Below are 21,209 nucleotides of genomic sequence, written 5' to 3'. Positions count from 1 at the left end.
ACTGGATGACAACATTGATGTTCGACCGTCCGGATTTTTACGTACGATGTCATCCGAATCAAGCGGCGAATCGGACGGGCCGACCAAGACGATCTGTCCGTACTGCGGAGTGGGATGCGGGATCCAGATCGCACAGGACGACGACGGCGAAGTGACGTTTCGTCCGTGGGGCGACGCCCCCGTCAACGAGGGAAGTATCTGTATCAAGGGTGGCGCGGCCACCCAGTCGGTCAACCACGAGGATCGGCTGACGGATCCGCTGATCCGGGGCGACGACGGCGAGTTCCACGAGGCCACGTGGGAGGAGGCCTACGACCTAGTCGTCGAGAACATGGAGCGCATCCGCGACGACTACAGCCCGCAGGCGATGGGCTTCTACGGCTGTTCGAAGGCCATGAACGAGGAGAACTACCTCATCCAGAAGCTCGCCCGGCGCTACGGCACCAACAGCGTCGACACGTGTACGCGGATGTGTCACTCCTCGACGGTGTACGCGCTCAAGAACAGCCTCGGCGAGGGCGCGATGACGAACAGCATGGCCGACCTGGAGGAGGCGGCCGACGTGTTCTGGATCCAGGGTGCCAACCCCGGCGAACAGCACCCCATCGCCAACAGCCAGTACTTCCGGCAGGCAGTGCTGGAGGGCGCGACCGTCATCCAGGTCGACCCCCACGCCAACAAGACGACGCGGTCGTTCGAGATCACCGAGACCGACCGCCACATGCACCTCCAACTGGAGCCGGGCACGGACATCCCGCTGCTCAACGTCGTCCTCAAGACGGTCCTGGAGAACGACTGGGTCGACGAGGAGTTCGTCGCCGAGCGCACGGAGGGCTTCGAGGATCTGAAGGAGACCCTCGAGGACTTCGACAAGGAAGCGGCCGCCGAGGAGTGTGGCGTCCCCCTGGAGGATATCGAACGCGCCGCCGAGAAGTACGCGATGGCGAACAACGCGGCCATCTTCACCGGGATGGGGATGAGCCAGCACACCTGCGGCGTCGACAACGTCCAGAACGAGATCAACCTCGCGCTGGTCACCGGCAACCTCGGCCGCCCCGGCACGGGCGTCAACCCGCTCCGCGGACAGAACAACGTCCAGGGCGCCTCCGACGTGGGCGCGATGCCGAACGTCCTGCCCGGCTACCGGGACGTGTCCGACCCCGAGGTCCGCGCGGACGTCGAGGAGGTCTGGGACTTCGAGATCCCGTCCGAACCCGGGCTGACGAACGTCGAGGTGTCCCACGAGATCGGCAACACGATCCAGGGGCTCTACATCATGGGCGAGAACCCCGTGATGAGCGAACCCGACACCAACGAGGTCGAGAAGCGCTTAGAGGAACTCGACTTCATGGTGGTCCAGGACATCTACAAGACCGAAACCGCCGAGTACGCCGACGTGATCCTGCCCGCCACCTCGTGGGCGGAGCGCGACGGCACCGTCGTCAACACGGACCGCCGTACCCAGCGGATGCGCGGCGTCGACAAGGTCCACCCGAACACGAAAGACGATCTCGAGATCCTGTGTGACGTGGGCAACCGCCTGTTCGGCGACGGCTCCTTCGAGTTCGAGGGGCCCGAGGAAGTGTTCGAGGAACTCCGTCAGGTCGCGCCCATCTTCCACGGGATGACCTACGACCGCCTGGGCGAGGAGGGCATCCACTGGCCCTGCTACGAACCCGGCGACGAAGGTGACGACTACCTCTACGGGGACGGCTTCACGACCGAGAGCGGGCGCGGACGGATCGAGGGCGTCCGCCACCAGCCGCCCAAGGAGGTGCCCGACGAGGAGTACCCGCTGATCCTCACCACCGGCCGGATCATCGAACATTACAACACGGGGACGATGAGCCGTCGGTCCGACACGCTCAACCGCGTCGAACCGGAGAACTTCGTCGACGTCCACCCGAACGACGCCGAGGAGTACGGGATCGAGGACGGCGACTACGTGACGCTCAAATCCCGGCGCGGCGAGATCGAAGTCGAGGCCCGCGTCACCGACGACATCAAGGAGGGCACGGTCTGGACCACGCCCCACTTCGCCGACGCGGCGGGCAACCGCCTCACCAACGACGTGCTCGACGAGCGCGCGAAGATTCCCGAGTACAAGGCCGCTGCCGCGGAGATCGAAGTCACCGTCGAACCGGACGCGTCCGACGCGCCGGCCGACGACTAACGCTCCCCGAGGTCCTCGATCAGCCGGACGTCACAGTCCAGGCAGGTCGCCATCAGGACCCGTTCGGACTCCGTACAGCAGGTTTCGACCGTCTCGGTCTCCTCCTCGTCGAGGTCACCGCCACAGCGCGGACAGTAGGTCAGAAGCTTCCGGAGGTCACGGAGCGTCGCGACCCGTTCGTCGGGGGAGAGGGCCTCCCACGCCTCGCCGCCACGCGCGTCGAGGACGGCCGCGGCCGCGGCGTCGGCGAGGAGCGCCGACTCCGAGAGCCACCGTCTGAGGCCGCCGTCGACGACGTAGGCCACGTCGCCCGACACGCTCGATGCCGTCTCGACGCCGAGCAGCGTCGCCACGTCGTCGTCCGAGACGCCCGCGTCGCGCATCCGCTCGATCCGGTCGTCCCACGCGTCGGCGAAGGAGTCGATCAGGCGCCCGCCCTCGGCCGTCGCGCGGACGGCCACGCCCTTGACTGGCACGAGCGTCTCGCGGAGTTCGAGCTCCTTCCCGAACAGTTCGAGCAGCCACGGCGGGAAATAGCGCATCGTCAGCGTGGGCGTGCCGGGGACGAGGTATCCCCGGAAGTAGACGGCCCCGAGGCCGACGAGGAGAACGGCGAGGCCGCCGGGCGGACCGAGCGGAACGGTCGCGGCCGCGGCGGCCACGACCGTGAGACACACGTTCACGACGGTACACGGGAGACACCGGTTCTCACCCGTATACTCCGGACGGCGTAGCCGGTCTCCGACCGAGCGAATACTCATCACTCCCCGTTGGCGGTACGTCTCGAAAAAAGCTACGTGCGAAGTCGACTACTCGTCGCTACTGCGCCGGAGTGCGCCGTACGCGCCCGCGCCGATGGCGGTCAGGGCCGCACCGACGCCGAAGCCGGGGCCGCCGCCGGAGGTTTCTTCGCCGTCACCGCCGTCTCCACCGTCGCCGCCGTCCATGTCGCCGCCGTCTCCACCGTCGCCGCCGTCGCCGCCGTCCATGTCGCCGCCGTCTCCACCGTCGCCGCTGCTCGTCTCGGTGGGCGTCGCCGTGGCACCGCCGGCGACGTCGAACTCGCCGCCCTCGCCCATGTGTTCCTCACAGAAGTACTCCGCGAGGTTGGATCGGGCCTGGAACTGGATCGTTCGGCTCTGTCCCGTCTCGAACACGTACTCGCCCCGGCGCACGACGCCGTCGGAGGTCGTGACCACGAGGTTGTGTCGCGCGGGCAGCCCCTCGCTCTCGGGGTTGTAGCTGTTCGTCCACTGGATGGCGTAGTTCTGGCCCGCCTCCACTTCCAGCGTCGGGTTGGCCTCGCCCTCGATGCCGGAGGGAGCACGGCCGACGAACCCTTCCTGGGTCAGTTCGAGTTCGAAGGTCTCTGACTGAGCCGTTGCCGAACCCACGGCACCGGCTAATCCCGCCGTCGTTGCTGCAGCGCCGATCAGGAACGTTCTTCGCGTCGCCATATCCGTCCCGTGTATCCCACATCAAATAAAATTACGGGATATTAACCGTGAGTTTCAGGTTCACAGTAGCTAAATCCGGCGCCTCAGGCCGTGAAAAAACGGAGAAGTCGGTCGGTGTCGCTACTCGCTGAGGCCGAAGACGGCGACGGTGGAGCCACGGCGACCGCCGTGGAGCCAGCCGGAGCCGCCGACCTGGACCGCGACGTACTGCTTGCCCTCGCCGGGGTCGTACCAGCTGGACAGCGACGAGCAGATCGGCGCGCCGAGCTGGAACTGCCAGAGTCGGTCGCCGTTCTCGCCGTCGTAGGCGATGATGTTGCCGTTCTGGGTGCCGGTGAACGTCAGGCCGGTCGCGGTCGTGATGGAGCCACCCCAGAGGTAGTCGCTCGTGGTGTCCGAGGAGATCCAGTCACGCCAGACGCGCTCGCCGGTCGCCGGATCGACGGCGACGACGGCGCTCAGGTTGCCGTTCCAGTCGTCCGGCTCGTCGACGTCGGGCCAGTCGTTGAGGCCGCCGCCCCAGTAGGTCTGCCCCGCCTCGTACTGGGCCTCTTTCCAGAAGATCTCGTGGGGAGCGTTGTTCTGGTTCATGTACATCAGCCCAGTCTCGGGGTTGTACGACGGCGGCTGCCAGTCGTTGCCACCGTGTGCGCCCGGCACGAAGGCGACCCGCCGGTCCTCGTCGGCGTGCGGGACCATCTTCCACATGTTGATGTGCTGGGTCGTCTCCTGGGACCGCTCGAGGAGCTGCCCGTTCTCGGCGTCCATGGTGTAGACCCAGGCGGTCTTGCCGGGGCTGAGGACGACGTCGCGCGTCTCGCCGTCGCCCATCTCCATGTCGTTGACACGGATCTTGGTCGCCGAGGAGTCGTAGTCCCAGACGTCGTGGGGGGACTCGCCGTAGTGCCACTGGACGGAGCCGTCGGTGGCGTCCAGGGTCAGGGTGCCGATGGTGTAGCGGTTCGGACCGGGACGGACCGTGCCGTCGAAGTCCGGACCGGGGTTGCCCACCGGCGCGTGGAGCATCCCGGTGTCGGGATCGAGCGTCGGCGTCATCCAGACGGTGCCGGCGCCGTGTTCGTGGGAGTCGCCGGCCCACTCCTCGGCGGGCGTCGTGTTCGTGCGCCACATCTCGTCGCCGCTCTCGGGGTCGAGGGCCGCGACGAAGCCGCTGACGCCGTACTCGCCGCCGGCCGAGCCGGTGATGACCTGACCGTCGTAGACGATGGGCGCCCACGTCGCGGAGTACCCGATCTCGTGGTCGCCGGTCGAGGTGTACCACGCCTCTTCGCCGGTGTAGCGGTCGAGCGCCACGATCCCGGAGTCGAGGGTGGTCATGAACACCTTGTCGCCGTGGACGGCGAACCCGCGGTTGTTCGCGTCACAGCAGAGAAGCAGCCCCTGCGGGTTGGCGTACGTGTAACTCCACAGCGTCTCGCCGGTCCGGGCGTTGATCGCCTTCGCGTGGTTCGGCCCGTTGGTCTGGTACATGACCGGCGGATCGCCGGGCACGACGATCGGGACACCCTCCATGCTGGAGGCGACGCCGCTCTGGACCAGATACTCGAGTTCCAGATCCTCGACGTTGTCCGGCGTGATCACGTCCGCCGACGTGTGGCGCTGCTGCTGATAGCCGCCGCCGTACATCAGCCAGGATTCGGGGTCCTCCTTCGCGGAGGCCGTCAGGTCTTCCTGGGTGACGTCGCGCTGGGGGATCTGGTCGATGTCGAACTGCTGCGTGATCGACTCGTCGGGGAGGTTGGTCAGCGTATAGCCGTCCTCGACCTCCACCATCTCGATGTTCTGTGCCGCCTGTACCGCCTTGTCGTGTTCGTGAATGCTAGCCATGCGTTACGCACCTCCCGTGCGTGGGGCGCGCATTTCGTCCGTGATGCGCATCACGTCGTTGGTCAGGTCCTCCTGGCCGACGATCATCATGGCCGCGCCCGCCGAGAGCGCGGCGGTGAGCTGTGCGTCGCCGAGTTCCTGACTGCCCGCGAGGTCCTCGGCGGCGTTGGCCAGCAGATGCAGTCCGGCGTACATCTGCTTGAGGTCTCCGTAGTTGTTGTCGAGGATGGTGTCGGTCAGGAGTACCTCGTTCTGCCAGAGGTACGTATCCAGGTAATCCGTCCACAACAGGACGCCGGCAGCCGCTCGCTGGTGGAGCGGGGCGACGTTCTCGGGGTCGAACCCTTCGACGCCGGCGGGGATGTTCTTCGTGGGCACCCACATCGCCAGGCGTTCCTTGTTGTTGACGACGTTGACCATCGTCGAGGTCAGTTCGGACTCGGTGTAGCCGAGTTCGAGCAGTGCGGAGGCCAGGACGGGCGTGTCGATGAACTCCCGAGCGGTCGCCCCGATGTGCTCGGGGGTGAACTCGGGGAGGTGCTCCTCGACGCTCCCGAAGAAGCCGACTTCCACGAGATGCTCGTGGATGGCCCACCCGGGCTCGGCGAGCTCCTGATAGGCCGTACTGTCCTCGGCCGGGACGCCCATGGCCCGCAGCTCGTCCAGCTGGGCGATCTGTTCTTCCAGGGCCGCGAGTTCGCTACCGAGCAGACCCGCGTCGAGTTCGCCCGTCAGGTCGTCGCTGATGGCCTCCCCCATAGCGGCGAGTTCCCCCGCCGTCTCCCCTTCTACTTCTCCCCTGAGGTCGCTCAGGGTGAACTCACTACCTGCTGCCACTGCGCCGGTCAACCCGACGACCTTGAGGAACTGCCGTCGATCCTCCTGGTCGATCTGGGGCATTCCGTCTGTTACATATTGCGACATGCCATACCACTCCGTACGTAGGGAAGGAATTGTCTATATTTAACTTTGTGATATATTTCATTATTTAGGACGTAAATTAAAGTAAATGACCGACGATCGTATCTAGGAGGTGTCACGAGCGCGAGAACGGAGGGCGACTCGCCGTTGTCGGATTACCGGTCAGCGGACCGTGAGGTTGCCGACCATCCCCGAGGACACGTGGGGGACACAAACGTAGGTGTACTGGCCGGTAACCTCGAACGTGTGCCGGTAAGTCGTCCCGGCCTCGTTGAGCGAGAGGTGGTTGATGTCGTCGCCGGAGATGTCGTAGCTCGCGAACGGCTCCGCACCCTCCGGAAGCTCCACCTGGCTCGCGGCGTCCGGGTGACCCGAGACGTTGTGGCCGCCGGAGTCGAAGACGAACTCGACGGTATCGCCCTGCGAGACGGCGGTCGTCTCCGGTTCGAACTGGAGACTGCCGCCGGGACCCACGGTGATCGTCGCGTCCGCCTCGCCGGCCGGCGTGGACGTCGCCGTGGCCGTCGCCGTCGCCGTCGCCGTCGGCTCCGGGGTGTCGGTCGCCGTCGCCGTCGCTTCGTCGCCACCGTCGCCACCGTCGCCGCCGTTGCCGCCGCATCCGGCGAGGCCGGCGAGCACGGCGCCGCTGAACGTGGCTGCGAATTTCCGTCGCGACAGGAACTCCTTCGACTGCTTTGAGACCATCGAGTCGAACTTCGGTTTTGATCTATTAAACCTGATGAAGTCCCGCCAGGGACTCCCACACACGCGGAGGAACGTGTACGATCCGTGACTCGATCGCCGAGCGTTCGCCTGCAGTTTATATATGGACCGGACCGAATGGGGGGACGTGCGAGTTCGAGAGTTTCCGGTCCTCGGCGACGAGGACGAACGAGCGGTCGAGGCGTTCGCCGCGGGGCTCGACCGCGAGGCGGCGCGCGTCCTCGCCTACCTGGTCGGCCGCGAGGAGTCCGACCGCTTCTCCGGCGAGGCGGCGTCCCGACTGGCCGTCCGCGTGGGCGTCGACCTGGGCCGTGACCGCGTCTCGGACGTGCTCGCGACCCTCACCGACCACGGCCTGATCACCGAGACGACCGTCCGGAGCGAGGCGCCGGGGCGACCGCCCAAGGGGTGGCGGGCCGACGGCGGCTTCGATCGGACGGTCGCCCGCGTGCGCGCCTGCCACTCCGAGGCGCTGCTCGACCGGGCCGCGACGGTCGCCGCGGCCCTCGGCGACGATGTCGACGTCGACGCCGACGCCCGGACCGACGATGGGAGCCCCGTCGAGGTTGGCCTGAACTGGGATCCGAACGGGCTTCACGCCCCACTGTTCGCGGGGACGTACGAGGCAGACGTGAGCTTCGACGGACGTCGCGGCTCCGCCGCCGCGCTGTCGGCCGTCGCCGACGGCGACGTGGACGTGGGGCTCACCGGTGCGGCCACCTTCCTGCGCGCTCACGCGGACGGGAGCGACGTGGTCCCGCTGGCACTCTACTACCAGCGGGCGATGGTCGTCCTCTACACCACTCGCGAGACGTTCGGTGCCCCGCTCCGGAGCGTCGAGGACGTCCGCGGTCGGCGGGTCGCCATGCCCGCCGGCTCCGAGACCGGTGCGCTCGGGCGCCTCTTCCTGTCGCAGGCCGGCGTCGTCGACGACGTGACCGTCGTCCGCGCCGAGGGCGAAGAGCGCGAGGCCCTCCTCGACGGCGACGCCGACGTCGCGACCGGCGTGTTCACCGACCCGCTGGAGTTGGCGGCCGACGGCCACGACGTCGACTCGGTGCTCGTCGCCGAGCACTTCCCGGTCCCGGGCCCCGCCTTCGTGGTTCGTCGGGAGACGCTCCGGGACCGCCCCGGGGCGCTTCGGACGTTCCTCGAGGGCTCGATGGACGGGTGGAGCACCGCACGGACCGATCCCGCGGCGGCGGTCGAGGCCGTCGGCGACCGGAGCGACGAACCGGCCGCGGCCGAGCGGCGCAAACTCACGCAGGCGCTCGATCGCTTCGCAGGCAGCGACGCCGTCGAAAAGAACGGCTGGGGGTGGCACTCGGGGGAGACGTGGCAGCGCCTCCGGATCGCCCTCGATCAGGCCGACGCACTATGATCCACGCCGAGAACCTGTCGGTCAGTTACGGTGACCTGCGCGCGCTCGCCGACGTCGACCTCGACGTCGCCGACGGCGAGTTCGTCACCGTCGTCGGCCCCTCCGGCTGTGGCAAGACCACGCTGTTGCGGACCATCGGCGGGCTAGAGGAGCCGACGACCGGCGAGGTCACCGTCGACGGCGACCCGCCGGCGGTCGCACAGTCGGCGGCCCGCCTCGGGTTCGTCTTTCAGGAACACACGCTCCTCCCCTGGAAGACGGCCATCGAGAACGTCACCTTCCTCCGGCGGATGGCGGGGAAGGATGCCGACTCGGCGGGGGCGCGGGACCTCCTCGCGACGACCGGCCTCGACGGCTTCGAGGACGCCCGTCCGTCCGAACTCTCGGGCGGCATGAAACAGCGGGTCGCCATCGCCCGCGCCATCCACCTCGGCGCCGACGTGTTGCTCATGGACGAGCCGTTCGGCGAACTCGACGAAATCACCCGCGACGAGATGAGCGTCGAGATCCTCCGCCTCTGGCGCGAGAACCGCAAGACCGTCGTGTTCGTCACCCACAGCGTTCCCGAAGCGGTGTTCCTCGGCGACCGCTGCCTCGTGGTCGCGGCCGACACCGAGGGCGATCCGACCGCCGACGGGGCGCCCGGGCGTGTGGTCGCCGAGTTCGACGTCGACCTCCCGCGCCCCCGCGACGAGTCGGTCTTCGGATCGGAGGCCTTCGGGGCGCAGGTCGCCCGGGTCCGCGGGGCGCTCCACGGCGACACATGAGCGTCGCCGACCGCGTACCGGCCCCCGACGCGACGTTGCCGGTCGCGGGGTTGGTCGCCGCCGTCGCCTGCTGGTGGGCGATCACCGTCGCCTTCGCCGTCCCGGCCTTCCTGTTGCCGTCGCCGACCGCCGTCCTCGCCCGCCTGGTCGGCAATCCCGGCTTGTATCTGACCCACGCCGTCGAGACGCTCCGGAAGATCCTCGTCGGCGGCGCCGCCGGCGTCCTCGCCGGCTTCACGCTCGCCGTCGTGGTCTCGGCGGTCCCCCTGCTCAGACGGGCGCTCTACCCCTACCTCGTCGCCGCCCGCGTCCTCCCGAAGATCGCCGTCGCCCCCATCTTCCTCATCTACTTCGGGATCGGCTTCGAAACGGCCGTCCTCTTCGTCGCCCTCGTCGTCTTCTTCCCCGTCGTGGTCGGGACCGCCGCCGGCCTGTCGCGGACGCCCGAGGCACACCTCGACTTGCTCCGCTCCGTGGACGCCGACCCCCTCCGGACCTTCCTTTCGGTCCGTCTCCCACACGCCCTCCCGGACGTGTTCGCGGGGCTGAAACAGTCGGTGACGCTCTCGGTCGTCGGCGCCGTCGTCGCCGAGTGGATCCTCTCGAACGACGGACTGGGCGCGCTGATCCTGGCCGCCTCCGAGAACGTGCAGGCGGACGTGATGCTCGCGGCGCTCGCGGTCCTCCTGCCGATCGGGCTGGGGCTCTACGGCGGCGTGACGCTCTGTCAGCGCGCGGTGACCTGGAACTAGCCCCAGTCCAGCCGCCGTTCGACCGCCGCGGGGACGAGATAGAAGACGAGACCGAGGAGCGTGAGCGTCCCGAGGGCGGCGAAGGTGGTGCTGGTCTGCAGGAACTCCGCGGTGTGAAAGAGTCGGTAGCCAAGCCCGGACTGCAGGGTGAGAAACTCCGCGACGACGGTCCCGACGACCGACAGCGCCGCCGCGAGTTTCACGCCCGCGAAGACGCTCGGGGCGGCCGCCGGGATCCGGACCCGAAGGAAGGTCCGGACCGGCGGCGCCCGGACCGATCGGGCGAGGTCGGTGTACTCCCGGGGAACCGACCGAAGGCCGTCGACCGACGCGATGGCGACCGGAAACACCGTCATCGTCGTGACGAGCGTCGCCCGCGAGAGGACGCCGTCGCCGATCCAGAGGAAGAGGAGGGGCGCGATGGCGACGAGCGGGGCGATCCGCAGCGCGATCAGGTAGGGGTGGAGGACCGCCGACGCGGCCCGCGACCCGACCATCGCGAAGGCGAGGGTGAGGCCGACGACGACCCCGCCGGCCAGTCCGAGGGCCGCGGTCAGCGCCGTCACCCCCGCCGCCGCGAGCAGGGTCCCGCGGGCGACGAGAAACGCCGTCGCGACGTCCGTCGGTCCGGGGAGGACGACGGTCGGCACACCCGTCGCCGTCACGAACCACTGCCAGCAGGCGATGACGACGACGAACACCGCGGTCGGCGGCCAGACGTGACCGAGGACGGTCCGGACGGCGCCGCCGCTCGCCGTGGGGGCGTCGACCGACGGGAGACGCCGGTCGGAGGTCGCCATCAGACTTGGTCCGCGTACGAGCCGACGAACTCGTCGTCGGTGTCGAGGTAGTCGTTGGTCCAGACGGCGTTCGGGTCGACCTCACCACCGAGGGCGTCGGCGTCCGCCAGGGCGTCGTGGACGACGCGCCAGGGTTCGGCCTCGCTCCAGCCCCAGCCGTGCTCCCTGACGGCGTCGCCGAGCATGAAGTCCCGAGCCATGGTCTCCCACTTGCGTCGCTGCTGCTCGCGGGACTCCGCGAGGACCCCGTTGGCCTCGACGAGCAGGTCGGTCGCCTCGGCCGGCCGCCGCTGGGCCCACGCGGCGCCGCGGGCGGTCGCCCGCAGGAAGGCCCGGACCGCCTCGCCGTTCGCGTCCGCCCACTCCCGGTTCACCGCGACGACGTGCCCGTAGGAGGGGATGGTGTCGCCGACGGGGAGGCTATCGACCGTATACCCCTGGGCCTCGGCGCTGATGGCGTCGCCGAAGACGCCGCCTGCGGCGTCGATTTCGCCGGCGAGGAGCTGCTGGACGGTGTCGTATCCGGTGTCGACCATCTCGACGTCCTCGCGGACGCCCGCCTCCTCCAGGAGCAGCGACGTGAGCATCCGCACCATCCCGGGGCCGGTGCCGACCGTCTTGCCGGCGAGCCCCTCGACGTCGCTCAGCTCCCCGCCGAAGGTCTCGCGGGTGGAGAACACCACCGCCGGGCTCTTCTGCATCACGACCCCGACCGACAGCGGCGAGAGGTCGCGGCTGTTGACGTTCAACACCTGGTCGCCGCTGGTGACCGCGAAGTCGACGTTGCCGAGGCCGACCTGCTTCGCCGAGAAGGTCGACCCCTCGCCCGTCTCGATGGCCGAGAGCGTCAGCCCCTCCTCCTCGTAGAAGCCCCGTGCCTTCGCGGTGAAGTAGGGGACGTGCAGGCCGCTCGGCTTCCAGTTGAGCAGCAGCGACGATTCACCCGGAATCGGCGTTCCCGTGGCGGTTCCGGTCGGTGTCGCCGTTCCGTCGTCGGCGCCGCCGCCGGTCCCGCCGAGACAGCCCGCGAGTCCCGTCGCTCCCGTCGCCCCCGCCGCGACGAGAAACGACCGCCTCGTCGGAGTCCGTTGCATGCGCGGCTATCAGGACACGGGTGGGATAAAAATTCCGGAGGAATGTTTATCAGTTGACTCCGATCTTGTCCTCGGGCGGCGACCACTCGAACTCCAACTCCAGTTCCAGTTGGCGGTGGGTCTCGCCGACGAACTCGACTTCCACCTCGATGGGTTCGTCGAACTCGAAGGGAATCTCCCACTCGTCGGTCGAGATGGTGAGTCGTGGCTCCGATTCGATCTGATCGGCGAGGTCACGCAGGAACGCCGCCGTCGACTCCCGGGAGAGGCGAACCTCCCGCTCGAAGTAGCCGTCGGAGACGGTTCGTGGCCCGTCGTTCGCGTCCGGCAGGTCGGCCATGGGGAAGCTATAGAGGAGAGGGGTAAAATAGTGTGCGTCCCAAGGGCCGACGATCGATGTCCCTGTTCGACGTTCTCGGCAGCAAGGCGCGCCTGCAGATCATCCGGGAGTTGGCCACGGAGCCACGGTACGTCTCAGAACTCGCCGATCGGGTGGGGATGGACGGCAAGACCGCCGCCCACCACCTCTCGACGCTGGAGGAGGCGGGCATCGTCGAGAGCTACCGCACCAGCCGACGGAAGTACTACCGGCTGACCAAGCGCATCGAACTCCAGGCGTCGCCCGAACCGGATCCCATGTTCCTCCTCCACGCCGACGACGTCGAGGAGGCCGACTAGCCCTCGACGGGGAGCGTCGCGAAATAGCGGACGTTGATCGCGAGATAGAGGACGTACATCCCGAGCAACAGGGCGCCGTGGCGGCGGTCCATCTCCCCCTTCCAGAGGAAGTAGCCCGAGAGCGTGGCGAACACGAACAGCGACGGGAGGTGGAAGAAGACGGTCTCCCACCGGAAGTCGATGGTCCCGACCAGTCCGATGATCCCGACGTTGGCGGTGACGAAAAAGAGGAGGCTACCGATGACGCCCCCGACCGCGACGTCGTAGTAGCCGAGCCGGAGCGGCTCGACGATCAGGAGCAGGTCGTCGAGCGTGAGCAACACCGTCACCAGCGTGACGCCGACGAACGTCCCCGTGAGGTTCCACGTCGACTGGATCCCTTCGACGCCGGTGGCCGCGCCCTCCGCCCCGACGACGATGCCGCCGATGGCCACGAACAACATCGCGGGCCAGAACCACTTCAGTCCCGTGAGCCGCCGGACCGGCCCCGGAACGTACGACGGGACGCCGGCCTCGCCCTGCCCGTCGGCCGCCGCGACGACGTCTTTCACCTCGTCGGACTCCATGAAGGTCCGGTCCATCCGGCTCTCCCGCCAGAGGATGTATCCGAAGATCATCACGTAGACCATGATGAGCATGACCGAGAGGGCGAGCGTCAGCGTCCCGGACAACAGCGGCGGGACCAGCAACACCGGCGAGGCGACCATCAACAGGAGGTAATCCTTCGGCACGTCGACGACGAACGGGACGGCGAGTGCACCGAGCGCGAGCGTCATGCCGAAAATGGAGACGGCGTTGCCGATGGCGAGGCCGAACGCGACGTTCTGCATCTCCGCGAACCCGGTGAACAGCCCGAAGGCGACGTTGTCGAACTCCCACCCCGAGAAGATCACCGCGAGGACGAACGCCGAGACGCCGAACCGGAGCGCCGTCCGGATCAACGCGTGGATCAGGAGTTCGATGCTCGCCAGCAGGACGAGCGATCCCACCAACAGCGTCGCCACCGCAGCGAACCCGGACACCTCCAGCAGCTCACCTTCCTCGCCCGCCTCGCCGGGGTCGTCGCCCTCCTGCGCGGCGACGACCCCGGTTCCGACCGCGGAGAGAAGGAGCACCCCGACCAGTACGACGAGCACCCGACGGCTCACGGATATCATCGGCGGCCGTTACGGATGGCCCTTCTTATGTGTCCCCCTGCGTGTACTCGGGTACGTTGAATTATTATACACGCAATCGAAACGGCCCGTCCCGCCGGTTCGAGTCGAGCGAGCGCCACGGTCGCCCGTTCGGAGCGCGTGTACCGTCGTTCACCGAACTCGGTCCCTGTAGGTCCGTTCACCGTAGGAAGCTACCCCGAAACGGAGGTATAAGCCGTGGGTGCCCCTTCGGACGGTCGAATGTCGCGCCATCGACGGATTCCAGTCGTCATCGTGTTGCTCCTGACGTTGCTCGTCGCCTCGCCGGCCGCTTCGGCGGTCGCTCAGGACGCCGGCGTCGACGGCCCGGTCGGAACGGCCGTCGCACAGGAAGCGGGCGGGGAGGACGAAGCAGGTGAAGAGGAGGAAGGTGGGATCGAAGGCGCCATCGAAGGCTTCATCGAGGCCCAAGGGACCATCGGGGCGGCCATCATACTTCTCGGTGGTATCCTCTTACTGACCGCTTCGACCGAGAAGTTGATCAGCTACCTCGCCCGCGCGTCGATCAACATGAAGATGTCGCTGTTCGCGCTCGCCATCGTCTTCACCGGCTTCGAGTTCGACGACACGATCCTCGCACTCGTGCTCTCGGGCGGCGGTCTGGAGGAAGCCGCGCTGGGGACGGCGCTCGGGACGGGACTGGCGATCATCGGTATCACGCTCGCGCTCGCGGCGATCATCAAGCCGTTCCCGGTCGATCTGCCGACCGACTACGTCGTCATCTTCGCGCTCTCGCCGCTGATCCTCGTTCCCTTCGCCCTGCTCGGAACGCTGACGTTCGTCCACGGGCTGGTCCTGACGGCCTTCTTCGTGTTCGCCTTCGGCTACTTCATCGTGCGGGAGCGCCAGCGTGAGATTCCGGTGTTCCGTGACACGGAACTCGGGAAGGACCTGCAGCCGGACGGCGGCGTTGCCCGTCCCCAGTCGATGGACGAGATCCCGGAGGACCGCATCCTCGGCGACCTGGCCGACTCCGGACTCGTGTGGATCGTCCTCTCGATCGTCGCGCTCGTCGGCATCGTCTTCGCCGCCATGTTGCTCGAAGGCGGCTCCGAAGTCGTCATCGAGGGCTTCGGCATCTCGGAGACGGTCTTCGGCGCGACCTTCCTCACTCTCCTCCTTACCGGGGAGGACCTCCTGCTCACCATCGAACCGGTCCGCCGGGGCTTCCCCGAGATCGGCGTCGGCAACGTCATCGGGAGCGTCCTGTTCTCGGTTACGGGGAACATCGGCGTCATCATGTTCCTCAGCGAGGTGGCCATCTCGCCGTCCGTGCTGACCTTCCACCTCCCGGCGATGATCATCGTCACCGCGCTAGCCGCGTACTTCTTCTACCGAGGGGAGATGAAGCGCTGGCACGGCTACCTGCTCGGCGGCCTCTACGTCGCCTACTGGGTGATCGCGCTCGTCGTGTTCAGCGGGGTGCCGATCGGGGAGTGAGCCACACGGATCGTCGTAACCGTTCACCGGTGGTTCGTCAGGTCCGGCGAACCACCGATACCGACACACAATAAACGGGCTCATACCGCGTAGTTCGCGACCCAGTAGGCGACGTACGCGCCGAGGAGGAGGACGCCGGTGGGACGCCCCACTTTCCCCCGGTAGAAGGCGGCGGCGACGATCAGCAGCGTGCCGAAGAAGAAGGGCCAGTGGACGGTCATCACCGCCCCCGTGGTATCGAGGGGGCGGACCAGCGCGATCAGCCCCGCGTTGGCGCTGACGAAAAAGAGCATGCTCCCGACGACGTTGCCGACGCCGATGTGGGGGCGCCCCCGGCGGACCGGTTCGACCGTCAGGAACAGTTCCTCCAGCGACGCGATGAAGCTCATGACCGTCGCGCCGAAGGCGAGGCCGGTCACGCCCAAGAGAGTGAGCAGGCCCTGTGCCCCCTCGACGGCGATCTCGGAGCCGACGGTCATGCCGACGGTGGCGAGGAGGGCGATTCCGAGAAACGCCGCCCCCTCGTGGCGCTCGGGGACGTGTTCCTCGACGAAGTCGTCGACGTCCAGATCGAGGTCGACGTCGAACCACTCGTCGTCCTCGTCGATGCCCGGGTCCTCGTCCTCCATGATCTCGACTTCCTCCGCCGAGAGATAGCGGGTGTCGGTGTAGCGTTCGAGCGTGTAGATGACGGCGAGGTAGGGGACGAACGTCGCGGTGAGGACGGCGCCGTCGAACCGCGAGAGCGTGCCGTCGAGCGCGAGGCCGAAGAAGAGAAACGGAGCGAGGAGGGTGATCCCGAGGTAGTTCCGGGGGACGTCCGTCTCGAAGGGGACCAACACGCCGGCGAGGCCGACGGCCCCCCCGAGGATGAACAGCGCCTCGCCGAAGACGGTGCCGAGCGCCAGGTCGGGCAACTGGTCGTACGCCGCCGCGACTCCGAGGATCACGTTCTCGAGGTCCGTCCCCGCGAGGACGACGGTGAGGAAGAAACCGGAGACGCCGAGGGCGAGCGCTCCCTCGGCGACGGCCTCGATGAACGTCTCGACGCTGACGATGACGACGGCGACACCGACCAGGAACAGCACGACCGAGACGAGTTCGCCCGAGGGTCCGAGTACCATGCGAGTTGCAGGGAGAAACGGAGGGGCCGACATAAATCCCGGCGACACGGCAACCCGCCGTCGACGCCGCCCGTCGGCGGATTTTATATCGGGGGCGGGAATACTACGCCCGATGCGCTTGGGTCAGTTCAGTACGTCGGCGTCGGAGCGGCCGTGGTGTGGCGTGATCGTGGACGACGAGACGGTGGTCGACCTCGCGTCGGCGGGCCACGCGGCGGGCATCGACGTACCGCGTCGGCTGTCGTCGCTGCTCGACCGGTGGAACTGGGCGGAGAAGGCGTCGATGGCGGTGGCGTACGCCACCGAGACCGGGACGGGGCTGGTGTCCCGCGAGGACTGTCGCCGGCACGCCCCGGTGACCGATCCGGGGAAGGTCGTCTGTGTGGGCTTGAACTACGAGGACCACGCGCGGGAACTGGACCTGGCGATCCCCGACGAGCCCGTGCTCTTCTCGAAGTTCCCGACGGCGGTCACGGGGCCCGGCGACGAAGTCACCTGGGATCCGACGTACACCTCACAGGTCGACTACGAGGCGGAGCTCGTCGGCGTCGTCGGCCGGGAGGCCCGCGACGTCCCGGTCGAGGACGCGTGGGAGTACCTCGCCGGGATCACCGTCGGCAACGACGTGACCGCCCGCGACCTCCAGGAGCGCGACGGGCAGTGGGTCCGGGGCAAGAGTCTCGACACCTTCGCCCCGATCGGGCCGGACCTGGTGACGCTGGACGAGGTCGACGACCCCCACGACCTCGACGTCTGGACGGAACTCGACGGGGAGCGCCTGCAGGACTCGACGACGGCGAACTTCATCTTCGGGCTGGACGAACTCCTCGCCGCGTGTAGCCGGGCGTTCACCCTCCATCCCGGCGACCTCCTGTTCACGGGGACACCGCCCGGCGTCGGGACGTCCCGCGACCCGCCGGTCTCCCTCGACGACGGCGACCACGTGACCGTCGGCCTCGAAGGCGTCGGCGAACTCACCAACGTCTGTCGCCACCGGTCTCCCCAACGGTAAAGTCGATCGGCCACCCGAGGGAGGATATGCACGGGCCCGTGGGGGGAAGGGTCGCCGGCCGCGCGGACGCGACACGCGGGGTGGTACGGTGAGCCTCATCGCCGTCGTCGAGATTGATCACCCGGACCTGGCGCTCGCGCCCACCGTCCGCGAGACGGCGGCGTCGATCCAGGTAGTCTCCCACACGGCGACCGACCCCGAAACGGGGATGTTCTTCTTTCTCGTCGAATCCGACTCCTTCCGGACGTTCGAGGCGGCACTCGGCCGCGACCACACCGTCGAAGAGTCGACGCTGATCGCCGAAGCGTCGACGACCCGGATCTACCGACTCCAGCACACCCCGGGGACGAAGCTCGTCTCGCCCATCACGACCGAGATGGGCGGTCTCACCCTCGAAGCCGAGAGCACCGACACCGGGTGGTCGGTCCGGTTACAGCTCCCGGACCGGGAGACGCTGAGCACGATCTGGGAGTACTGCGACCGCGAGGGTATCGACTTCCGGATCGACCACATCTACAGCCTCGACGAGTTCGCCGTCGACGACGGGGTGGGGCTCACCGACCCCCAGCGCGAGACGCTGGTGACCGCCTACGAGGCCGGCTACTTCGAGGAACCCCGCGACACCTCGCTACAGGAACTGGCGGACGAACTCGGTATCTCCCCGACGGCCGTCGGCGGCCGCATCCGACGCGGAACCTCGCGGCTCATCGAGCGGACGCTCCTGTCGGACGAGTGACCTCATAAACGCCACAGGTGAGACACCCGCAGAGTCAACGGGCTGCTCGAACATCTTCGCCCATGAGCACTGCTACCACGGATCCCGAGCGGATCCACCACGTGCACCACGACAGGACGGACGGCCCCCTGAGTGACACCCTCGTCGACGCCGTCGCCGCGCTCGCGGACACCGATCCGGAGGACCTCCCACCGCTCGACTCCCGAATCAACGTGGCCGCCCTCGACGGACTGTGGAACACGGCGGGCGACGAGCGACCACCCGACGGCTGTCTCACCTTCACCTACGGCGGCTTCGCCGTCGTCGTCCGGAGCACCGGCACCGTGTTCCTGCGCGAGACGGAGTGATCGAAATAGTTCGAATAACATATATTAATACCTAATATTCTACGTATTGATACGGCGTCCCGCGAGTCGCCGTCACAGTGGAGACAAGATTCGTTGTACCATTCCGTCTAAAAGTGAATATGACTCGACTGTTCTCGGTGTGAACTGCGTTTCGTGTTCCGTTAGCCGAATGTTTCCTCCGCCGTCGATGGGCTATCGGTAACCTATCGGCTCAGGATGAGTATATATAATTTGGTAGTTCCGGTCAGACGAGGGCGACGTGGTCGTCACGTGGCTCCCAGAGGGCACCGGTCAGCCGCCGGTCGTGGACCGCATCGAGCGTCTCGCCGACGGTCCAGCCCCACTCGCTCGCGGCCGCGCTGACGGCACCGAGGGCGACGTCGGGGTCACCCAGCGCAGCGACGACGGCGTCGACGTCGGGGTCGGCGGGGACGTCGGCGGCGAGCGGTGGCGTCCGCTCCCACGACACGTCGTGGCCGGTGACCGCGTGGTGGCGGCGGTAGAAGGCCACCACCTCGTTCGGGTCGGTCGCCGTCGTCCGCTCGGTGCAATCCGGACAGCACGCCACGAACGGGACGTCGTCGGCCGTCACGCGTTGTAGGCCTCCTGGGCGAGCCGGTGGAAGCGGTGGAGGGTGTGTTCGTTCGGGCCGAGCTGTCCCTGTCCGAGCGCGCCGGACCGGAGCCCCTCGTACTGGCGTTCGACCAGTTCGAAGTCCTCCTCCTGGAGCTGGCGGCTGGTCCGGACGAACTCCTCTTCGGCCTCGGTGAGCTCCGGCTCCGCGAAGTAGTAGTCCGCGATCAACTGGAAGCGCTCCTCGTCGATGGGGTCGATGATGTAGGTGCCGTAGCCGTCGGCGGTACCGTACATGTTGACGGTGAAGTTGGGCCAGAAGTAGTGGAACTGTGCCTCGTGTTCGTCGTGGATGCGGAGTTCGTCCTCGACGTCCTCCTCGTGGGTGTAGTGGAGCACCCAGTGGTAGTCGTTGACCTCCAGCGCCGACTCGTCGAGCTGGATGCCCGTGATCCAGTCCTGGTGGTTCGCTTGGCAGTGGTCACACTCCGAGTAGTTCCCCCCGAAGGTCTTCCAGTTGCACGCCACCTCCGAGACGTACCGGCGGGCGTGCTGGTACTCCTCGAGCGGCAGGGACTCCAGACGCGTCTTCAGCTTCCCGGCCTGTTCGGCGAGGGAGAGCGGCGGATCGTCGGCGAAGTTCAGGAAGACCAGCGGCCCGATGCTGTCGGTCCGGACCTCCAGTAACCCGTTCTCGTCGGGGTTGAGGCCGGCCACGTCCGAATCGTCGAGGTCCGGGTTGAGACTCGCCTCCTCGAAGCTCCGCGGCGTGCTCCGCAGGTCCCCGTCGAGGTCGTACGTCCAGAGGTGGTACGGACACTGGATCCGACCCATGTTCCCGGGGTCGGTCATCGGCGTGTCCGCGACCATCTTCGACCCGCGGTGCGCACAGACGTTGTAGAACGCGCGCACGTCGCCGTCCTCGTCGCGGGCGACGATCACCTGCTTGTCGCCGACGGTGCGGGTGAAGTAATCGCCGGCGTCGGGGATGCAGTTCTCGTGGCCGGCGTACACCCAGTACCGGGAGAACACTTTCTCTTTCTCCATCTCCCACACGTCGGGGTCGGTGAAGTATTTCGCCGGCAGGGCGTTCGTCTCGTCGGTGATATCGGGGCTCACGGCCTGCACCTCGTCGACGTCCTCGTTCCACCGTGTCATGTACCGACACGTCGACGGCGGGACCCCAAAGTCCCTAACCTGTCTCACGTGAGGTGCTTAAGTACCCGATTCGTGTTATTACAGCAACACGGTATCGCAGCGACGGTTCGTTCGATATTCAGTCGAAAAGCGACTGTTCGGTCGGTCGTAAGGCGTTCGGTTCGTCACCCGTCGATTCGGCTGCGGCGCCACGTTTCGGTGTCGTCCACCTGGTTGAAGGTGTAGATGTGGAGCCCCCGGATGCCGTAGTCGGGGTCGGCGGCGTACGGTGCCAGTCCGTCGACCAGGTCGTCTGGGGTGTACTTCCCGCGCGACCCGACGAGTTGGCGGACGAACCCCACGATCCCGCTGGTCTTCCGGAGGAAGCGCACCGAATCCCCGACGCCGACCTTCTGTGAGATGCTCAGCAGGCGCTGATACTTCATCACGCCGGGGATGCCGACCTCGACGGGGAGGTCGATCCCGCGGTCCCGAACCGTCTCGATCCACCGCCGGACCGCCTCGGGGTCGTAACAGAGTTGCGTCGTGAGATACGTCGCGTGGGGAGCCTTCCGCTCCATGGCCTCGGCCAGCGTCCGATCGTCGAGGAAGTCGTGTCCCTCGGGGTAGCCGGTGATGCCGACCTCCTCGAAGGCGTAGCCGAGGTCCTCGAGCGCCACGAGGAGGTCGTGAGCCGATTCGAACTCGCCGATCGGGTCCTCGCGGTCCCCGCCCGGCACGAAGATATCGCTGATACCCGCGTCGGCGAGTCGGCCGGCGACCTCGTCGAGGTGATCCCCGTCGCGCACGTAGCGTGCGGCGACGTGGGGGATGGGGTCGTAGCCGCGGGCCGCCGCCCGCTCCGACCACTCCACCGTCGCGTCGAGGCCGAGCTGTGGCGAGGCGGTGACCGCGATCTCGGCGCCATCGGGAAGTCGTTCCATCTGCCCCTCGAAGCTGTCGAAGGGCATCAGCTCGAAGCGGGGATCGGCCAGCAGGCTCGATGCGTCGTCCGGGTGTGTGGTGAGAGACATGTCGAATCCGGGCGTC

22 protein-coding genes are annotated in these 21,209 nt (G+C 67.5%); 9 read left to right on the top strand and 13 right to left on the bottom strand.

Going from position 1 to position 21,209, the window contains the following annotated elements:
• Nucleotides 1-46: 46 nt before the first annotated feature.
• Nucleotides 47-2,173 carry a formate dehydrogenase subunit alpha gene (gene fdhF / locus EI982_RS15420; RefSeq protein ID WP_157690532.1) on the top strand — a complete coding sequence of 709 codons (2,127 nt, stop codon included), beginning with the start codon at nucleotides 47-49 and terminating at the stop codon, nucleotides 2,171-2,173.
• Here the strand turns inward: fdhF and EI982_RS15415 are convergent.
• The 5 genes from EI982_RS15415 to EI982_RS15395 all read right to left on the bottom strand — a co-directional run bounded on the left by EI982_RS15415 (nucleotide 2,170) and on the right by EI982_RS15395 (nucleotide 7,104).
• Nucleotides 2,170-2,934 carry a DUF8054 domain-containing protein gene (locus tag EI982_RS15415; protein ID WP_157690531.1) on the bottom strand — a complete coding sequence of 255 codons (765 nt, stop codon included), beginning with the start codon at nucleotides 2,932-2,934 and terminating at the stop codon, nucleotides 2,170-2,172. The genes fdhF and EI982_RS15415 overlap by 4 nt on opposite strands.
• Before the next feature lie 48 nt (nucleotides 2,935-2,982).
• Nucleotides 2,983-3,630, bottom strand: a complete 648-nt coding sequence (locus EI982_RS15410) for a PGF-CTERM sorting domain-containing protein (RefSeq protein ID WP_157690530.1) — start codon at nucleotides 3,628-3,630, stop codon at nucleotides 2,983-2,985.
• 120 nt (nucleotides 3,631-3,750) lie between these two features.
• On the bottom strand, nucleotides 3,751-5,478 hold the full coding sequence (locus EI982_RS15405; RefSeq protein WP_157690529.1) for a pyrroloquinoline quinone-dependent dehydrogenase: 1,728 nt from the start codon (nucleotides 5,476-5,478) through the stop codon (nucleotides 3,751-3,753).
• 3 nt (nucleotides 5,479-5,481) lie between these two features.
• Complete coding sequence (locus EI982_RS15400) at nucleotides 5,482-6,378, bottom strand: hypothetical protein (RefSeq protein ID WP_199243660.1); 897 nt, start codon at nucleotides 6,376-6,378, stop codon at nucleotides 5,482-5,484.
• 183 nt (nucleotides 6,379-6,561) lie between these two features.
• A complete protein-coding gene (locus tag EI982_RS15395) occupies nucleotides 6,562-7,104 on the bottom strand; it encodes a plastocyanin/azurin family copper-binding protein (RefSeq protein ID WP_157690527.1) in 543 nt (180 codons plus the stop codon).
• 145 nt (nucleotides 7,105-7,249) lie between these two features.
• Between EI982_RS15395 and EI982_RS15390 the strand changes: the two genes are divergently transcribed.
• The 3 genes from EI982_RS15390 to EI982_RS15380 are packed head-to-tail and all read left to right on the top strand — an operon-like array spanning nucleotide 7,250 to nucleotide 10,022.
• Nucleotides 7,250-8,503: an ABC transporter substrate-binding protein gene (locus tag EI982_RS15390; protein WP_157690526.1), complete on the top strand. Its 1,254-nt coding sequence runs from the start codon at nucleotides 7,250-7,252 to the stop codon at nucleotides 8,501-8,503.
• Nucleotides 8,500-9,270: an ABC transporter ATP-binding protein gene (locus tag EI982_RS15385; protein ID WP_157690525.1), complete on the top strand. Its 771-nt coding sequence runs from the start codon at nucleotides 8,500-8,502 to the stop codon at nucleotides 9,268-9,270. Before EI982_RS15390 ends, EI982_RS15385 begins: the two co-directional genes overlap by 4 nt.
• Nucleotides 9,267-10,022 (top strand): ABC transporter permease, encoded by a 756-nt coding sequence (locus tag EI982_RS15380; RefSeq protein ID WP_157690524.1) that lies wholly within the window; start codon nucleotides 9,267-9,269, stop codon nucleotides 10,020-10,022. Before EI982_RS15385 ends, EI982_RS15380 begins: the two co-directional genes overlap by 4 nt.
• Here EI982_RS15380 and EI982_RS15375 read toward each other — a convergent pair.
• Genes EI982_RS15375 through EI982_RS15365 form a run of 3 tightly spaced genes read right to left on the bottom strand, consistent with a single transcriptional unit; the run spans nucleotide 10,019 to nucleotide 12,256 of the window.
• Nucleotides 10,019-10,822: an ABC transporter permease gene (locus tag EI982_RS15375; RefSeq protein WP_157690523.1), complete on the bottom strand. Its 804-nt coding sequence runs from the start codon at nucleotides 10,820-10,822 to the stop codon at nucleotides 10,019-10,021. The two genes, EI982_RS15380 and EI982_RS15375, sit on opposite strands and share 4 nt — an antisense overlap.
• Complete coding sequence (locus EI982_RS15370) at nucleotides 10,822-11,916, bottom strand: ABC transporter substrate-binding protein (RefSeq protein ID WP_157690522.1); 1,095 nt, start codon at nucleotides 11,914-11,916, stop codon at nucleotides 10,822-10,824. The genes EI982_RS15375 and EI982_RS15370 overlap by 1 nt, the downstream gene beginning before the upstream one ends.
• A gap of 49 nt (nucleotides 11,917-11,965) precedes the next feature.
• The gene (locus EI982_RS15365) at nucleotides 11,966-12,256 is read right to left on the bottom strand and encodes an amphi-Trp domain-containing protein (protein WP_157690521.1); all 291 of its coding nucleotides are present in this window, start codon (nucleotides 12,254-12,256) and stop codon (nucleotides 11,966-11,968) included.
• A gap of 56 nt (nucleotides 12,257-12,312) precedes the next feature.
• Between EI982_RS15365 and EI982_RS15360 the strand changes: the two genes are divergently transcribed.
• Nucleotides 12,313-12,594 (top strand): ArsR/SmtB family transcription factor, encoded by a 282-nt coding sequence (locus EI982_RS15360; protein WP_157690520.1) that lies wholly within the window; start codon nucleotides 12,313-12,315, stop codon nucleotides 12,592-12,594.
• Here the strand turns inward: EI982_RS15360 and EI982_RS15355 are convergent.
• Nucleotides 12,591-13,751, bottom strand: coding sequence for a sodium:calcium antiporter (locus EI982_RS15355; RefSeq protein WP_157690519.1), 1,161 nt, complete (start codon nucleotides 13,749-13,751; stop codon nucleotides 12,591-12,593). The genes EI982_RS15360 and EI982_RS15355 overlap by 4 nt on opposite strands.
• Nucleotides 13,752-13,991: 240 nt before the next feature.
• On the opposite strand from EI982_RS15355, the gene EI982_RS15350 reads away from it, so the two are divergent.
• Nucleotides 13,992-15,230 (top strand): sodium:calcium antiporter, encoded by a 1,239-nt coding sequence (locus tag EI982_RS15350; protein ID WP_157690518.1) that lies wholly within the window; start codon nucleotides 13,992-13,994, stop codon nucleotides 15,228-15,230.
• Nucleotides 15,231-15,310: 80 nt separating this feature from the next.
• On the opposite strand, the gene EI982_RS15345 is transcribed toward EI982_RS15350, so the two are convergent.
• Nucleotides 15,311-16,354, bottom strand: a complete 1,044-nt coding sequence (locus EI982_RS15345) for a sodium:calcium antiporter (RefSeq protein WP_157690517.1) — start codon at nucleotides 16,352-16,354, stop codon at nucleotides 15,311-15,313.
• A gap of 112 nt (nucleotides 16,355-16,466) precedes the next feature.
• On the opposite strand from EI982_RS15345, the gene EI982_RS15340 reads away from it, so the two are divergent.
• From EI982_RS15340 to EI982_RS15330, 3 genes are all read left to right on the top strand, one after another.
• Nucleotides 16,467-17,366, top strand: a complete 900-nt coding sequence (locus tag EI982_RS15340) for a fumarylacetoacetate hydrolase family protein (RefSeq protein ID WP_157690516.1) — start codon at nucleotides 16,467-16,469, stop codon at nucleotides 17,364-17,366.
• A gap of 88 nt (nucleotides 17,367-17,454) precedes the next feature.
• Nucleotides 17,455-18,102, top strand: a complete 648-nt coding sequence (locus EI982_RS15335; RefSeq protein ID WP_157690515.1) for a helix-turn-helix domain-containing protein — start codon at nucleotides 17,455-17,457, stop codon at nucleotides 18,100-18,102.
• A 62-nt stretch (nucleotides 18,103-18,164) separates the two neighbouring features.
• On the top strand, nucleotides 18,165-18,449 hold the full coding sequence (locus tag EI982_RS15330; protein ID WP_157690514.1) for a DdfA family disk-determining factor: 285 nt from the start codon (nucleotides 18,165-18,167) through the stop codon (nucleotides 18,447-18,449).
• Between the two features lie 244 nt (nucleotides 18,450-18,693).
• Here the strand turns inward: EI982_RS15330 and EI982_RS15325 are convergent, their stop codons facing one another.
• The 3 genes from EI982_RS15325 to EI982_RS15315 all read right to left on the bottom strand — a co-directional run bounded on the left by EI982_RS15325 (nucleotide 18,694) and on the right by EI982_RS15315 (nucleotide 21,193).
• Complete coding sequence (locus EI982_RS15325; RefSeq protein ID WP_157690513.1) at nucleotides 18,694-19,041, bottom strand: hypothetical protein; 348 nt, start codon at nucleotides 19,039-19,041, stop codon at nucleotides 18,694-18,696.
• On the bottom strand, nucleotides 19,038-20,180 hold the full coding sequence (locus EI982_RS15320; protein WP_157690512.1) for an aromatic ring-hydroxylating oxygenase subunit alpha: 1,143 nt from the start codon (nucleotides 20,178-20,180) through the stop codon (nucleotides 19,038-19,040). The genes EI982_RS15325 and EI982_RS15320 overlap by 4 nt, the downstream gene beginning before the upstream one ends.
• A 164-nt stretch (nucleotides 20,181-20,344) precedes the next feature.
• Nucleotides 20,345-21,193, bottom strand: coding sequence for a methylenetetrahydrofolate reductase (locus EI982_RS15315; RefSeq protein ID WP_199243659.1), 849 nt, complete (start codon nucleotides 21,191-21,193; stop codon nucleotides 20,345-20,347).
• Nucleotides 21,194-21,209: the final 16 nt, after the last annotated feature.

The organism is Haloplanus salinarum (genome assembly GCF_009762275.1).
GTDB classification, from domain to species: Archaea; Halobacteriota; Halobacteria; order Halobacteriales; family Haloferacaceae; genus Haloplanus; species Haloplanus salinarum.
Note: the sequence above shows the minus strand (reverse complement) of the source record. Positions and strands in the feature narration are given on the sequence as shown.

Coding starts and splice junctions, on each gene's coding strand:
- fdhF (WP_157690532.1), top strand. CDS start 47: ATGTCATCCGAATCAAGCGGCGAATCGGACGGGCCGACCAAGACGATC.
- EI982_RS15415 (WP_157690531.1), bottom strand. CDS start 2,934: ATGAGTATTCGCTCGGTCGGAGACCGGCTACGCCGTCCGGAGTATACG.
- EI982_RS15410 (WP_157690530.1), bottom strand. CDS start 3,630: ATGGCGACGCGAAGAACGTTCCTGATCGGCGCTGCAGCAACGACGGCG.
- EI982_RS15405 (WP_157690529.1), bottom strand. CDS start 5,478: ATGGCTAGCATTCACGAACACGACAAGGCGGTACAGGCGGCACAGAAC.
- EI982_RS15400 (WP_199243660.1), bottom strand. CDS start 6,378: ATGCCCCAGATCGACCAGGAGGATCGACGGCAGTTCCTCAAGGTCGTC.
- EI982_RS15395 (WP_157690527.1), bottom strand. CDS start 7,104: ATGGTCTCAAAGCAGTCGAAGGAGTTCCTGTCGCGACGGAAATTCGCA.
- EI982_RS15385 (WP_157690525.1), top strand. CDS start 8,500: ATGATCCACGCCGAGAACCTGTCGGTCAGTTACGGTGACCTGCGCGCG.
- EI982_RS15380 (WP_157690524.1), top strand. CDS start 9,267: ATGAGCGTCGCCGACCGCGTACCGGCCCCCGACGCGACGTTGCCGGTC.
- EI982_RS15375 (WP_157690523.1), bottom strand. CDS start 10,822: ATGGCGACCTCCGACCGGCGTCTCCCGTCGGTCGACGCCCCCACGGCG.
- EI982_RS15370 (WP_157690522.1), bottom strand. CDS start 11,916: ATGCAACGGACTCCGACGAGGCGGTCGTTTCTCGTCGCGGCGGGGGCG.
- EI982_RS15365 (WP_157690521.1), bottom strand. CDS start 12,256: ATGGCCGACCTGCCGGACGCGAACGACGGGCCACGAACCGTCTCCGAC.
- EI982_RS15360 (WP_157690520.1), top strand. CDS start 12,313: ATGTCCCTGTTCGACGTTCTCGGCAGCAAGGCGCGCCTGCAGATCATC.
- EI982_RS15355 (WP_157690519.1), bottom strand. CDS start 13,751: ATGATATCCGTGAGCCGTCGGGTGCTCGTCGTACTGGTCGGGGTGCTC.
- EI982_RS15350 (WP_157690518.1), top strand. CDS start 13,992: ATGTCGCGCCATCGACGGATTCCAGTCGTCATCGTGTTGCTCCTGACG.
- EI982_RS15345 (WP_157690517.1), bottom strand. CDS start 16,354: ATGGTACTCGGACCCTCGGGCGAACTCGTCTCGGTCGTGCTGTTCCTG.
- EI982_RS15340 (WP_157690516.1), top strand. CDS start 16,467: ATGCGCTTGGGTCAGTTCAGTACGTCGGCGTCGGAGCGGCCGTGGTGT.
- EI982_RS15330 (WP_157690514.1), top strand. CDS start 18,165: ATGAGCACTGCTACCACGGATCCCGAGCGGATCCACCACGTGCACCAC.
- EI982_RS15320 (WP_157690512.1), bottom strand. CDS start 20,180: ATGACACGGTGGAACGAGGACGTCGACGAGGTGCAGGCCGTGAGCCCC.
- EI982_RS15315 (WP_199243659.1), bottom strand. CDS start 21,193: ATGTCTCTCACCACACACCCGGACGACGCATCGAGCCTGCTGGCCGAT.